Annotated in this window: 9 protein-coding genes; 7 read left to right on the top strand and 2 right to left on the bottom strand. The window is 63.4% G+C overall.

All coding sequences use genetic code 11. The annotated features are described in order from the left end of the window. Positions 1 to 125: 125 nt before the first annotated feature. The 3 genes from ACLGL5_RS17065 to ACLGL5_RS17075 all read left to right on the top strand — a co-directional run bounded on the left by ACLGL5_RS17065 (position 126) and on the right by ACLGL5_RS17075 (position 3,815). Positions 126 to 1,637: a sugar ABC transporter ATP-binding protein gene (locus ACLGL5_RS17065; protein ID WP_069091621.1), complete on the top strand. Its 1,512-nt coding sequence runs from the start codon at positions 126 to 128 to the stop codon at positions 1,635 to 1,637. An 81-nt stretch (positions 1,638 to 1,718) separates the two neighbouring features. Continuing rightward, positions 1,719 to 2,714 (top strand): ABC transporter permease, encoded by a 996-nt coding sequence (locus ACLGL5_RS17070; protein ID WP_019856842.1) that lies wholly within the window; start codon positions 1,719 to 1,721, stop codon positions 2,712 to 2,714. Between the two features lie 48 nt (positions 2,715 to 2,762). Further along, the gene (locus tag ACLGL5_RS17075) at positions 2,763 to 3,815 is read left to right on the top strand and encodes a substrate-binding domain-containing protein (RefSeq protein WP_027046591.1); all 1,053 of its coding nucleotides are present in this window, start codon (positions 2,763 to 2,765) and stop codon (positions 3,813 to 3,815) included. A 66-nt stretch (positions 3,816 to 3,881) separates the two neighbouring features. On the opposite strand, the gene ACLGL5_RS17080 is transcribed toward ACLGL5_RS17075, so the two are convergent. Next, the gene (locus ACLGL5_RS17080; protein ID WP_069091622.1) at positions 3,882 to 5,936 is read right to left on the bottom strand and encodes a bifunctional aldolase/short-chain dehydrogenase; all 2,055 of its coding nucleotides are present in this window, start codon (positions 5,934 to 5,936) and stop codon (positions 3,882 to 3,884) included. 87 nt (positions 5,937 to 6,023) lie between these two features. Next, positions 6,024 to 6,989 (bottom strand): sugar-binding transcriptional regulator, encoded by a 966-nt coding sequence (locus ACLGL5_RS17085; RefSeq protein WP_069091623.1) that lies wholly within the window; start codon positions 6,987 to 6,989, stop codon positions 6,024 to 6,026. A 203-nt stretch (positions 6,990 to 7,192) separates the two neighbouring features. On the opposite strand from ACLGL5_RS17085, the gene ACLGL5_RS17090 reads away from it, so the two are divergent. The 4 genes from ACLGL5_RS17090 (at position 7,193) to ACLGL5_RS17105 (ending at position 14,207) form a co-directional block, all read left to right on the top strand. Next, positions 7,193 to 8,833 carry an acyl-CoA synthetase gene (locus ACLGL5_RS17090; RefSeq protein ID WP_069091624.1) on the top strand — a complete coding sequence of 547 codons (1,641 nt, stop codon included), beginning with the start codon at positions 7,193 to 7,195 and terminating at the stop codon, positions 8,831 to 8,833. Between the two features lie 185 nt (positions 8,834 to 9,018). Continuing rightward, on the top strand, positions 9,019 to 9,627 hold the full coding sequence (locus tag ACLGL5_RS17095; protein ID WP_069091625.1) for a TetR/AcrR family transcriptional regulator: 609 nt from the start codon (positions 9,019 to 9,021) through the stop codon (positions 9,625 to 9,627). Positions 9,628 to 9,681: 54 nt separating this feature from the next. Next, a complete protein-coding gene (locus ACLGL5_RS17100; RefSeq protein ID WP_069091626.1) occupies positions 9,682 to 10,824 on the top strand; it encodes an efflux RND transporter periplasmic adaptor subunit in 1,143 nt (380 codons plus the stop codon). A 242-nt stretch (positions 10,825 to 11,066) separates the two neighbouring features. Beyond that, positions 11,067 to 14,207 (top strand): efflux RND transporter permease subunit, encoded by a 3,141-nt coding sequence (locus ACLGL5_RS17105; protein ID WP_019856849.1) that lies wholly within the window; start codon positions 11,067 to 11,069, stop codon positions 14,205 to 14,207. Positions 14,208 to 14,272 lie beyond the last annotated feature (65 nt).

The raw sequence follows: 14,272 nt of genomic DNA on the forward strand, positions 1-14,272 counted from the left end.
CGCCTGTGCGCTCCGATCATAAGGGAGCCTTGACGGCGGGGCCAAGCTAGGAAGCGATCTGGCAATTGTCAATCGTGTTGACAATTGCCGATATAGCCCATAGCGTCATGGTCAGGGAGGAACGCATGGTCGGCAATGCCGTGTTCCGTGTAGAGGGACTGAGGAAATCCTTTGGCCGTAACGAGGTGCTTGGCGGCATCTCGCTCGAGCTGCATTCCGGCCAAGTCACCGTGCTGATGGGCGCCAATGGCGCCGGCAAATCCACCCTCGTCAAGATCATCAGCGGCGTCTACGAACGCGGCGGCGGCACGATGACCCTCGCGGACCAGGATTTTGCGCCGAACACGCCGGCGGAGGCGATCCGCGCCGGTGTTGTCACCGTGCACCAGAACATCAATGACGGTGTGGTCGCCGACCTCGACGTCGCCACAAACCTCACACTCGACAGGCTGAGCGGCAAGGGCGTGCCGACGCTGTTCAATCCGGCCCGCGTGCGCCGCGAGGCCAAGGCCGTCGCCGACCGCATGGGTTTGGCTATCGATCTCAAGGCCCGCGTCAACGACCTTTCGCTGGCCGATCGCCAGATGGTGGCGATCGCGCGGGCCTTGGCGCATCAGCCGAAAGTGCTGATCCTTGACGAGCCGACCTCCTCGCTCTCCAGCGCCGAGGCCGACCGGCTGTTCGCGCTGGTCGACAGGCTGCGCGAGCAAGGCGTGGCGATCCTCTACATCTCACACCGCATGTCGGACATCAGGCGGCTTGCCGACCGCATCGTCTCGATGCGCGACGGCGTCATTTCAGGTGCCTTCGACACCAAACCGCTCGACTATGAAGGCGCGGTCAATGCCATGCTCGGCCGCAAGATCCATCTCGACCAGATCGTTGCCAGGAGTTCGGCCAAGCCGGTCCTGACGGTCGAAGGCCTGCGCATCGGGCAAGGCGCCAGGCCGATTTCGCTGACGCTTGGCGATGGCGAGGTCGTCGCCATCACCGGCCTCGTCGGCGTCGGCAAGACAGCACTTGCCGAGACGCTGTTCGGCGTGCGCAAGCCGCTGACCGGCACCATGACGATGAACGGCAAGCCCTATGCGCCGCGATCGGCCGGCGATGCGATCGCCGCCGGCGTGTTCCTCGTCGCCAAGGATCGCGCCACCAGCGGCATCGTCAGCGGCTTCAACATCGAGCGCAATGTCAGCCTGCCTTTCCTCAAGCGCATGTCGACTCTTGGCGTGCTCGAGCGCCGCCTCGAACGCGCCATCGCGCGCCGGCAGATCGAGGAACTCAGCATCGTCTGCCGTTCCGAGAAAGACGAAATGTCGGCATTGTCAGGCGGCAACCAGCAGAAGGTCATGGTTGCCCGCTGGATGGCGCAGAATGCCGCGCTGTTCATCCTCGACGAGCCCTTTCAGGGCGTCGACATCTCGGCCAGGCGCGACATTGCCGCCAAGCTGAGAGCAAGCGCCAATGGCCGCGCGACGCTCTTGTTCGTCACCGAACTCGACGAGGCGCTGGAGACGGCCGACCGCATCCTGGTGATGTCGGAACACACAATCGTCGGCGAACACCGCAACGCCGAAGTCGATCTCGATCGCCTGCTGGCCGAGGTTGCCGGCGGGCCGCTGCACAGCGCCGCCTGAGCGTGGCAGCGGCTAGAATTGGAATGGAGAGACTATGCGTCCGAGTTGGATAGGAATGGCTGCGTCGCGCGGGTGCGCTGAATGACGCTGCGCGACCACGCCATACGCTATGGGTTTATCGTCCTGTTGTTCGGGCTCGTCGCCTATTTCGCGATCGCCGCCGATGGGTTTGTCTCGCCGCAAAGTGCCGTCTTCATCTTCCAGTCGGTCGCCATCACCGGCGTGCTGGCGCTCGGCGTCACCGCCACGCTGGTCGTCGGCGGCTTCGACCTGTCGATCGGCTCGGTCGCCACATCGGCCATGATGGCGGCTGCCTATGTCATGGTGGTGTTGGAGCAGAACGCCGTCGTGGCGGTCGTTGTCTGCCTGCTCATCGGTGCCATTGTCGGGCTGATCAACGGCTGGCTGATCGTCTATATGCGCGTGCCCGATCTTTTGGCGACGCTCGGCATGATGTTCCTGCTGGTCGGCCTGCAGCGCATCCCGACCGAAGGCCGCTCGATCGCCACCGGCATGACCATGCCAGACGGTTCGGTCGCCAATGGCAAGTTCGGCGACGCTTTCCTGGCGCTCGGCCGCCACCGCTTCGACTTCTTCATCCCGAACCTCATTCCGGTGTCGGTGGTGGTGCTGCTGGTGCTGGCCCTGCTGATCTGGTTCTTCCTCGAATACACCCGGTTCGGCCGCATGATGTACGCGGTCGGCTCCAACGAGCGTGCCGCCGAACTCGCCGGTGCGCCTGTCAAGGCATACAAGATCTGGGCCTACGTTATTTCAGGAGTTTTTGCCTCGATCGGCGGCATTTTGCTCGCCGCCCGGCTTGGACGCGGCGACATCGCCTCGGGTAATAATCTGCTGCTCGATGCGGTTGCCGCGGCGCTGATCGGCTACGCGGTGCTCGGTGCCGCCAAGCCGAACGCCTTCGGCACGGCCGTCGGCGCGCTGTTCGTCGGCATCCTGCTGCAAGGCCTGACGATGATGAACGCGCCTTACTACACGCAGGATTTTGTCAAGGGCGTGGTTCTGGTCGTCGCCCTTGTCTTCACCTTTGCCCTTTCGGGCAGGGGCAGGGGGTAGTCTCGACCGGACAGGATTTTGGGTTCAACAAGAGTGGAGGAAAACAAGGTGAACATCACGAGAAGACTTCTGGGGAAGGTGGCGCTCGGGCTGGCCGGCGCAACCATGCTGATGCAGGTCCCGGCTTTTGCCGCGGACAAGCCGGCGCCGTTCGACAAGCCCGGCGTCAAGATCGCGCTGGTGCGCTATCTCTCGACCGGCGACTTCTTCCAGGCCTATCTCTCGGGCGTCGAGGCGCAGTCCAAGGCGCTTGGCATCGACCTGCGCGTGCTCGACAGCCGCCAGGATGCCGCCCTTCAGTCCGATATGGTCGACCAGGCCATCGCGCTTGGCGTGCAGGGTATCATCATTCAGCACGGCCTGACGGAATCGATGAAGGATGCGGCCCAGCGCGCGGTCGACGCCGGCATCAAGGTGGTGGCATTCGATGTCAATGTCGAAAACCCCAAGATCCCGCAGATCGAACAATCGGATAAAGACCTTGCCCGTCTCGCGCTCGAGCAGGCGGTGAAGGACAATGGTGATAGCTGGAATGCCGGCTATGTCTACGTCGCCGGTATCGCGCCGCTCGACCGCCGCAACGAGACCTGGGTCGACGTGAAGAAGAAATATGCCGGCATCAAGGAAGTCGCGATGTTCGGCACGCTCGACAACCCGATCGCCAACTCCGTCGCCAACCAGGCGCGCTCGGTGCTGTCGGCCCATCCCGACATCAAGGTGATGTTCGCCCCCTATGATGAATTCGCCAAGGGCGTGAAGATCGCCGTCGACGAGGCCGGCCTGAACAAGGGCATCAAGATCTATTCGGCCGACATCTCGACATCGGATATATCGGCGATGCGCGAGCCCGATAGCGCCTGGGCGGCGACCGCGGCGACCAACCCGGCCGTCGTCGGCCAGGTCTCGGTGCGCGCTCTGGCGCAACTGCTCGCCGGTGAAGATCCCGGCCACAACGTCATCGTGCCGCCGACGCTGATCACCCAGAAGGAACTGATCGACAAGGACATCAAGAACATGGAAGACCTGTCGGCCAAGCTGCCGCAGTTCGCCCATGCCGATGTCGCCATGCCGGCCTGGATGCCGAACCCGAACGCGAAGTAGGTGGCGTCATAGCGCATATGAAAAGGGCGGCCTGCGAGCCGCCCTTTTTGTTGTCTGCTGGAAAGCCTATCGCAGCGCCGCCGCGATGTTGCCGCCGTCGACCGTCGTCACGTCGGCGGTGGTGCGTTCGGCAAGCGCGTGATGCAGGAAGGCCTGCGCCACATCCTGCGCCGTCACTTCCTGGCCAAGCAGGTTGCCGGACATGTATTCCTTCTCCGACACTCCGCGCGCGCCGGAGCGGCTGGCGATCATGGCGTCGGTCAAAAGGCCGGAGCGAATACGGTCGGCGTTGACGGCGTTCGAGCGGATGCCATGGGCGCCGTAGTCGAGCGCATATTGCCGGGACAGGAACAATGTCGCCGCCTTCGGCACGCCATAGGCGCCGAATTTCGGACCGGGATTGACCGCCTGCTTGGAGGTGTTGAACAGAAGCACACCGCCGGTGCCTTGTTCGAGCATGATGCGCACGGCGTTCTGCGCCACCGACTGATGGGCGAAGAAATTGAGTTCGAAACTCTTGCGCAGCAGCGCATCGTCGAGCTCGCCGATCCGGCCTTCCCAGGCCGCGCCCGCATTGGAGACCAGGATGTCGACGCCGCCGAAGACTGCGACCGCTTTGTCGAAAGCGGCCCGCACCTGGACCGGGTCGGTGATGTCGGCGCCTACACCGATCGAATTGTTGCCGGCTTTCTTGGCGGCTTCAGCGGCCTTTTCGGCATCGAGATCGACCACGACCGCATGGGCACCATTGTCGGCGAACAATTTTGCCGTCGCAGCCCCGATCGCGCCGGCGCCGCCGGTGATCAGCACCACCTGGCCGGTCAGCGGCTTCGGCTTGTTGGAGGCAAGCTTGGCCTGTTCGAGCGACCAGTATTCGAGCGGGAACAAATCGGCCTTGGACAGCGGATGGAAACGGCCGACGGCTTCGGCGCCGCGCACCGCCTCGATCCACATCTCGCCGACATCGGAGGCGATCCTGGCATCCTTCAGCGTGCGGCCGTGGCCGAACATGCCGAGCCCCGGCACCAGCGTCAGCCGCGGCATCGGGTCGAGCATGGTGCGCTTGACGTCGTCGAGTGCGTCATTGGTCTCGAAATAGGCACGGTATTCCTTGGCGAAAGCGTCAACATGGCTCTTGATGACGCCCTTGTAGTCGCCAACCTTGTCGGCGTCTGGCGCGGGCACCGCCATCGGTCCGGTCTTGATGCGGATCGACAGATCCGGTGTCGACACGCCGCGTCCGGCATAGTCGGCGATGGCGGCCGAATTGATGAAATCGACGATCGCGTCGGAGGTGCGGAAGTCGGAGATCATGCGATCGAAGCGGCCTTCGCCGCGCGCCACCGCAACGGCGCCGCGCAGCATCGGGGCAATGGAAGCCGGGGTCGCGAGCTTTGCCGGCAACGCTGCTTTGGCAGCCTTCGGCTTGGCATTCTCAGCGACGTACTCCTCGGCGACGTTCACATAGTGGATCATCCGGTCATAGGCCTGTTTGGCATCGTCGCCGAAGGTGAAGATGCCATGCTTGTCGAGGATCAGTCCTTCCACCGTCGGGTCGGCATCGAAGACGTCGGCCGCCGCCTTAGCGAGGTCGAAGCCCGGCATGATGTAGGGCACATAGCCCATCTTGCTGCCGAACACCGTCTTCACCAACGGCTTCGAATCTTCCTGGTCGACGATAGCCAGGATGGCGGTCGAATGGGTGTGATCGACGAATTTGTGCGGCAGGAAGGCATGCAGCAGCGTCTCGACCGAGGGGTTGGGCGAGGAGGGGTCGATGAGGTTCGCCCGCTGCAGCGCCACCATGTCCTCATCGGCGAGCTTGTCCAGCGCGCGCGCCTTGAGCAGGGCGCGCATCTTGACCGCCGGCAGGCCCTGCGGCTCGATGACGGCCATATCCCAGCCGCTGCCCTTGACGCACAGCACATCCCATTCATCGCCGACAAGATCGGTCGCCTTCATCTTGCAGGACGTATTGCCGCCGCCATGCAGGACCAGCTGTGGCACGCCGCCCAGCAGCCGCGTCGTGTAGACGCGCAGCGCGAGGTCGCGGCCGACACCCTTTTGCGCATAGTCGGCGACGAGTTTCTCGGCCGTGTCGTCGTTCCACAAATTCTTCATGTTCGCTTCGTCCAGTTGCTGTCTTGGGTGGTGAAACAGGAATGCCGCGACGCCTTGATGACAATGCGCCGGCGAAGGGTTGCTTTTTCAGGATGCGTTTTGTGGTGCCGCTCCGGCATGATCGAGCAGCCGCTGCACCATATGCGCGCCGACCACTAGATGCGTGCAAAGCCCGCCGGCGAGCGCCGCCAGCAATGGCTCGAACTTGCTGTCCTCCTGCACCACCACCAGGCGTTTTTCGATGGCGCGCAGCGAGGCGAGGTCAGCCGAAATGACCCGGCGGTTATAGCTGCAGTCGAGCGCCTCGCCCTTGGCGTCGATGATCTGTCCGGCGATCACGCCGGCGGCGCCGATACCGCGCAGCGCGGCCATTTCGTCCGGGTTGAGCGCGCCGCATTTGACGACGTGGCTGTCTGCATCGACGGTGCCGACGGAGAAAAGCGCGAGGTTGCAATCGCTGATGCCGGCCAGTTGTTCGCGGATCACCGGCTCAGCGCGCAGCGCACGCGCCAGCTCTTCCGTCGACAGCACCAGCGGCGCATAGAAATTAAGCCCCTTGGCGTTGAGGCGCCGCGCGATCTCCATGGTGCACTGGTCGGGCCGATAGGAGTAGGGCGCGCCGAGATTGCCGCAGAGCTGCACCACCGTGACATCCTGCAGGTCGGCATAGGACATGATGTCGGCGATCGTATAGACGGTGCGGCCCCAGGCGACGCCGATGCGGTCGCCCTTCTTGACCAGTTCGAGAAAGACGCTCGCCGCCAGCACGGCGATATCAGTCGACGGGTCCGGGATATGGCCGTTCTCCGGCGCGATCCAGACCGCGTCGAGTTTCAAGGCGTCCTCGAGCCTGCGCGCCATCACGTCGTCGGTGAACAACTGGGTCGAGGTCGAGATGTTGACGATGCCGGTCTCGCGCGCCTTGCGCAGATACATGGCCACCGAGGCACGCGAAATGTTAAGCTGGCTTGCAACCTGGTCCTGCCGCAGGCCATGCGCATAGTAGAGCCAGGCGGCTTTGTGAATGAGTTGTTCTGCCGGTCGGATCGCCATGCCGCCTCCTCGGCTGACATTAGTCACGGCTCTCGACAAAAGTCAAATTGGCATGCGTGAGTGCGATCGCCTCTAAACAAAACGCATCCGGGATGGTCGTTCTACAAAGCCAGGACAGCATAGCATTTTCGGCCATTCAGGGGGATGGCTTGACGAGAGCCCTAAGGTTAGAAAGCTCGAAAAGGACTTTTGGGGAGGACGGGATGGGCAATCCTTACGAACAGGATCTCGACAGGAACGCGGCCAACCACCAGCCGCTGACGCCGCTCACCTATCTGGAGCGCGCGGCAAGGACGTATCCCGACCACATAGCCATCATCCACGGCCGCCAGCGCATCAGCTACCGCGATTTCTGGCGCCGCTCGCTGAAGCTCGCCTCGGCGCTGCAAAAGCACGGCATCGGCAAGGGCGACACGGTCACCGTGATGCTGTCCAACACGCCGCCAATGCTGGAGACGCATTTCGGCGTGCCGATGACCAAGGCGGTGCTGCATTCGCTCAACACCCGCCTCGACGCCGCGGTCATCGCATTCCAGTTCGACCATGCCGAGACCAAGGTGCTGATCGTCGACCGCGAATTCTCCGGCGTCGTCCGGCAGGCGCTCGATCTGGCCAAGGTCAAGCCGCTGGTCATTGACTATGACGATCCCGACTACGCCGCCGACGCCCCCTATCCGAAGGGTGAGCGGATTGGCGCGCTCGACTATGAGGATTTTGTCGCCGGCGGCGATGAGGATTTCGTCTGGTCGATGCCCGACGATGAATGGGACGCCATCTCGCTCAACTACACCTCGGGCACGACGGGCAATCCGAAGGGCGTCGTCTATCACCATCGCGGCGCCGCCCTGATGGCCTACACCAACACCATCCATGCCGGCATGGCCAAGCACGCCGTCTATCTCTGGACGCTGCCGATGTTCCACTGCAATGGCTGGTGCTTTCCATGGACGCTGGCCGTCCAGGCCGGCACCCATGTCTGCCTTCGCTGGGTGCGGCCGAAGCCGATCTACGATGCTATCGCCGATCACGGCGTCACCCATCTCTGCGGCGCGCCGGTCGTCATGTCGGTGCTGATCAATGCCAAGGATGAGGACAAGCGCACGTTCGCGCAGACGGTGACCTTCAACACCGCGGCCGCGCCGCCGCCAGAAGCCGTGCTGTCGGGCATGGCCGATGCCGGTTTTGCCGTCACCCATCTCTATGGCCTGACCGAGACCTATGGCCCGGCCGTGGTCAACGAATGGCACGGCGAATGGGACGATCTTGCCAAGGGCGAGCGCAGCGCCAAGAAGGCAAGGCAGGGCGTGCGCTATGCCGCGCTCGAAGGCCTGACCGTCATGGATCCCGAGACGATGCAGGCGACGCCGGCCGACGGCGAAACCATCGGCGAGGTCATGTTCCGCGGCAATATCGTCATGAAGGGCTATCTCAAGAACCGCAAGGCGAGCAACGAAGCCTTCGCCGGTGGCTGGTTCCATTCCGGCGATCTCGGCGTCATGCATCCCGATGGCTACATCCAGCTCAAGGATCGTTCCAAGGACATCATCATTTCGGGTGGCGAGAACATTTCCTCGATCGAGGTCGAGGATGCGCTCTACAAGCACCCGTCCGTCGCCTCCTGCGGCGTTGTGGCGCGCCATGACGACAAATGGGGCGAAGTACCGGTTGCCTATGTCGAGCTGAAGCCCGGCAAGACGGCGACCGAGGCCGAGATCATCGAGCACTGCCGTTCGCTGCTTGCCCGCTTCAAAGTGCCGAAAGCGGTGATTTTCGCCGAGATTCCAAAGACCTCGACCGGCAAGATCCAGAAATTCCGGCTGCGGGAAATGGCCAAACTCGCCTGAAGCGCCGGCGGCTTCTTCAAAAATATTTTGAGTTGCCCGCATCCTTGGGCCGCTTGGTGACGTCTGTTGGATGTCACCATCTGTCACTATCTTGTACGCGTACGTCGATTTCGCGTTGACATCCCATCTTCTTCAATTTACGACTGACGAAAATTGAAATTCGTCACTTGTCAAACGAAAGAGCTATGTCCGAAGCCGCCAACATCATGGTCGATGCCGCCAGACAGGAGAATGTGACGCGCATTCTCGACTGCGCCGAACGCCTGTTCCGGCACTACGGCTACGGCAAGACCAATGTAGCCGACATTGCCCGCGAACTCGGCATGTCGCCGGCCAACATCTACCGTTTCTTTGCCTCCAAGGTGGAAATCCACCAGGCGGTGTGCGGCCGGATGCTCGGCGCCAGCTACAAGATGGCCTACGAGATCATGCACCTGCCGATTGGTGCCGAGGAGCGGCTTCGTCGCTACATCCATGCGCAATACAAGATGACGCTGGAGACCATGCTCGATGCGCAGAAGGTCCATGAGATGGTCATCGTCGCGCTGGAGCGCGACTGGGGCGTCATCGACAAGCACATCGACAGCATCCACGATCTCTTCGCGGAGGTGATACGCGAGGGTATCGAGACCGGCGAGTTCGCCGAGCAGGACCCGGTGACCGCGTCACGCTGCTTCGGCGCCGCCACAATCATCCTTTGCCATCCGCAGATGGTGGCGCAGTGCCTTGCCAAGACCAACCGGGCGATGCCCGACGACCTGATCGACTATGCGATCAAGGCCTTGAAGAAATAGCCGCCGCCCGCCGGGCGCCGGTCGACAGTTCATCTCCAGTTCGGGAGTGCCAAGGTGTCTTTGTCCCATTCCATTATCCGCCGGTTGCCGGTCGCGGGCCTGTTCGTCGCGGCGCTTGCGCTTGCCGGCTGCAGCCAGGAGAAGGCCGAGGTCAAGGAGATCATCCGCCCGGTCAAGGTCGTCGAAATCGCCCAGGTGCATGACTCCCGCATGCTCTCCTATTCGGGTTCCGTGCGGGCCCGCACCGAAAGCGCCCTGGCTTTCCGCGTCAACGGCAAGATCACCGAGCGCCTTGTCGACATCGGTCAGCACGTGGCGCCGGGCGATGTGCTCGCCCGTATCGATCCCACCGACTACGACCTTTCGGTAAAAAGCGCGCAGGCAGCGCTTGATGCCGCCGAAAGGCAGGTCGAGACGACGGAGCTAGCGCGCAAGCGCGCCGAGCAGCTTTTCACCAAAAACTTCGCGCCGAAATCGCAGCTCGAACAGGCGACGCTGACCCATGACCAGGCGGTCGCCACGCGCGACTCCGCCCGTTCGTCGCTTGACCAGGCCAAGAACCAGGTCGGCTATACCGACCTCAAGGCCGACAGGGACGGTATCGTCACGGCTGTCAACGCCGATGTCGGCCAGGTGGTCGGCTCCGGCACGCCTGTGGTCACTGTCGCGGTCGACGGCGAAAAGGAAGTGCTGATCGCGGTGCCGGAAATGGAGATCGCCGAGTTCAAGCCGGGCAAGTCAGTCAAGGCGGGCTTCTGGTCCGACAGCACGCTGGCGCTCGACGGCAAGGTCCGCGAGGTTGCCGGCAGCGCCGATCCGCAGTCGCGCACCTTCGCCGTCCGTGTCAGCCTGCCCAATGATCCCCGCGTGCTTCTAGGCATGACCGCCAATATCGACGCGTCGGCCGCCAACGAAAAGCAACTGGTTTCGATCCCCTTGAGCGCCTTGGCTGAGAAAGACAGCCAGTCGATCGTCTGGACCGTTGATCGTGGCGCCGACACCGTTCATGCCCGTCCGGTGACGGTTGCCAAGTTCGCCGCCGATGGCGTGCGCGTGGCCGAGGGATTGAAGCCCGGCGATATCGTGGTCGCCGCGGGGACGCAGTTCATGACCGAGAATCTCAGGGTGAAGCTCGCCGGCGGCGTGGCGCAGCAATCAGCGTCCGCCGAGGGCGACGACGCCAGCCGGCTGCGCTGAGGACAGATAGGTCGGCCGCGCGTTCTCGCGGCCGCAGGTTTCCGGGCGGCGTGCGCCCGAAGGTTGAGACGTCACGGCCGATGTACCCCCGCATCGACCTAGCGTCCCACCGCGATGAGTGTCTCTCCGCTCGGAAGGCCTCGCCGCCCGGAAGCCAGATCGAACGCAGATGATTTCGTTTCGCGCGCGGCGCTTCTTCGAAGGGCCAGGCGCCGGCAAACAAGCAAAGTGGACCTGCAACGATGACGACCTCCACTGAAGAAAAGCGGCCCTTCAACCTGTCGCGCTGGGCCATCGGCCATCCCTCCATCGCGCGCTTCCTGTTCGGGCTGATCATCATCGCCGGAGCGCTCGGCCTAATGCGCATGGGCCAGAAGGAAGACCCTGATTTCACCTTCCGGGTGATGGTCGTGCAGGCGATCTGGCCGGGCTCCTCGATCCAGGAGATGGAAGACCAGGTCGTCAACAAGATCGAGCGCAAGCTGCAGGAAACACCGCATCTCGACTTCGTGCGCTCCTTCACCCGTGCCGGCAGTGCCATCATCACCGTGCAGATCAAGGGCGACACCAACGCCGCCGAGGTGGCGGACGCCTTCTATCAGGTGCGCAAGAAGGTCGGCGACATTTCCGGCGACCTTCCGCAAGGCCTGCTCGGTCCCTATTTCAACGATGAGTTCGGCGACACCTTCATCACCCTGCATTCGATCAGCGGTGACGGCTTCTCCTATCCGGAGCTGAAGAAGTTCGCCATCCAGGCGCGCGACATGCTGTTGACCACGCCTGGCGTCGAGAAGGCCGTCATCATTGGCGATCAGCCGGAAAAGCTCTATATCGACGTTTCGTCCAAGGCGCTCGCCGAGCGTGGCTTGACGCTGCCCGACCTGCAGAACGCTATCAAGGGCCAGAACAATGTCGATCCGGCCGGTGCCGTCGACACCGGCGTCAATTCGGTGCGCATCTCCGTCGAAGGCGACGTCACCAAGGCCGCCGATATCAGGGAATTGCGCCTGCGTGCCGGCGGGCAAGTCACCCGTCTCGGCGACATCGCCACCGTGACCTCCGGGCTCGAGGATCCCTTCCAGCGCAAATACCGTTTCAACGGTCATGACAGCGTGCAGCTTGGCGTCGTCATGGCCAAGGGTTTCAAGGTCACCGATGTCGGCAAGGATGTCGAGGCGACCTACAAGCGCTTTGAAGAAGCGCTGCCCTATGGCGTGTCGGTCGACCAGATTTCCGACCAGCCGGGCGTCGTCACGGATGCGGTGGCCGAATTCATGCATGCCCTCGGCGAGGCGCTGCTGATCGTGCTTGTCGTCTCGTTCCTGTCGATCGGCTGGCGTTCGGGGCTGGTCATCGCCATCGCCATTCCGCTGGTTCTGGCCGCTACCTTCGCCATCATGTACGAGCTCGGCATCGACCTGCAGCGTATTTCGCTGGGCGCCCTGATCATCGCGCTCGGCCTGCTTGTCGACGATGCCATGATCGTCGTCGAGATGATGGAGCGTAAGCTGGAGGAGGGGCTGGTCAAGATCGAGGCCGCGAGCTTCGCTTATACATCGACCGCATTCCCGATGCTGACGGGCACGCTGATCACCACCGCCGGCTTCATCCCGGTCGGCTTCGCCGCCTCCACGGCCGGCGAATATGTGCGCACCCTGTTCTATGTCGTCGGCATCGCGCTGATCGTCTCGTGGTTCGTCGCGGTCTATTTCACCCCGTGGCTCGGCAACATGATCCTCAAGCAGCGCAAGCATGCCGGCAGCCATCATGATGTCTTCGACACGCGCTTCTACCGCCGGCTGCGCTCGACCGTCGGCTGGGCGGTGCGCCACCGCATAATCGTGCTCGTCATGACGCTGGTGACTTTCGGCACCAGCCTGTGGGCGTTCCAGTTCATCCCGCAGAACTTCTTCCCGCAATCGTCGCGGCCGGAAATCCTGGTCGACCTCTGGCTGCCGGAAGGCACCAGCATCAAGGAGGTCGAGGCGCAGGCCAAGGCGCTGGAAGCCAAGATGATGGACGACAAGGACAAGCGCTTCATCGCCACCTATATCGGCGAGGGCGCGCCGCGCTTCTTCCTGCCGCTCGACCAGCAACTGCGCAACCCAAACTTCGCCCAGATGCTGGTGATGGCCAATGACGAGCCGGCGCGCGAGCGGCTGATCGTCAAGCTGCGCACGGTTCTGGCCGAGGATTTCCCCTCGATCCGCGCCAAGGTCGACCGCCTGTTCCTCGGCCCGCCGACCGGCTGGCCGGTTCAGATGCGCGTCATGGGTCCCGACCGCCAGGAGGTGCGCCGCATCGCCGACCAGGTGAAGGCGAAATTCCGCGAGGATCCGTTGCTGGGCGCGGTGCATGACGATTGGCTTGAGCCGGTGCCGGCGATGAAGCTGGTCATCGACCAGGATCGCGCCCGGGCGCTAGGCGTCACCTCGCAACGCATCCGCCAGATGCTGCAGGCGACCATGGCCGGTGCGCCGCTCGACGACTTCCGCGACGGCGAGGAGACGGTCTCCATCGTTGCCCGCGAGCCGGATGCCAGCCGCAGCCTGCTGTCCTCGGTCGACTCGGTGTATATCCCGACCGATTTCGGCGGCTTCGTGCCGTTGTCGCAGGTGGCCAAGGTGGTGCCGGTGCTGGAGCAAGGCATCGAATGGCGCCGCGACCGCCTGCCGACCATCAGCGTGAGGGCAACGCTGCCCGACGGCGTGCAGTCCAACGATGTCGTCACCAAGATGTACAAGGACATGCAGGGCCTGCGCGACGGCCTGGCGCCCGGCTACAAGATCGAGATCCAGGGCGGTGCCGAGGATTCGGCCGAAAGCCAGGCCTCGATCGCCGCCAAGGCGCCGATCATGCTGGCCATCATCGTGGTGCTCTTGATGATCCAGCTGCAGAACTTCGGCAAGGCGATGCTGGTGCTGGCCACCGGTCCGCTCGGCATCATTGGTGCGGCTGCCGCGCTTTTGATCAGCGGTGCGCCGTTCGGCTTCGTCGCCATCCTCGGCGTGATCGCGCTGCTCGGCATCATCATGCGCAACTCGATCATCCTGGTCGACCAGATCGACCAGGACATCGCCAGAGGCATGGAGCGCTCGGAGGCCATCATCGGCTCGGCTGTGCGCCGTTTCCGGCCGATCGTACTGACGGCGATGACGGCGGTGCTGGCGCTGATCCCGATATCGCGCGCCGTGTTCTGGGGCCCGCTCGCCTACGCCATGATGGGCGGCATCGTGGTTGCCACCGTGCTGACCATCCTGGTGCTGCCGGCAGGTTACGCGCTGTTCTTCGGCCGCGAGCCGAAGAAGGCGGTGAACAGCGAGCAGGCGCCCGAACCAGAGTTGGCGACCGAGCGGCCGCAACTGGCCCTGGCCGCGGAATAGAGCTGTTCTATGGCATCATCCGCCATCGGCTATGGCGGATGATGCGGCGTGACGGCTGCTCCGTT

It is taken from the genome of Mesorhizobium sp. U510, from assembly GCF_059180695.1.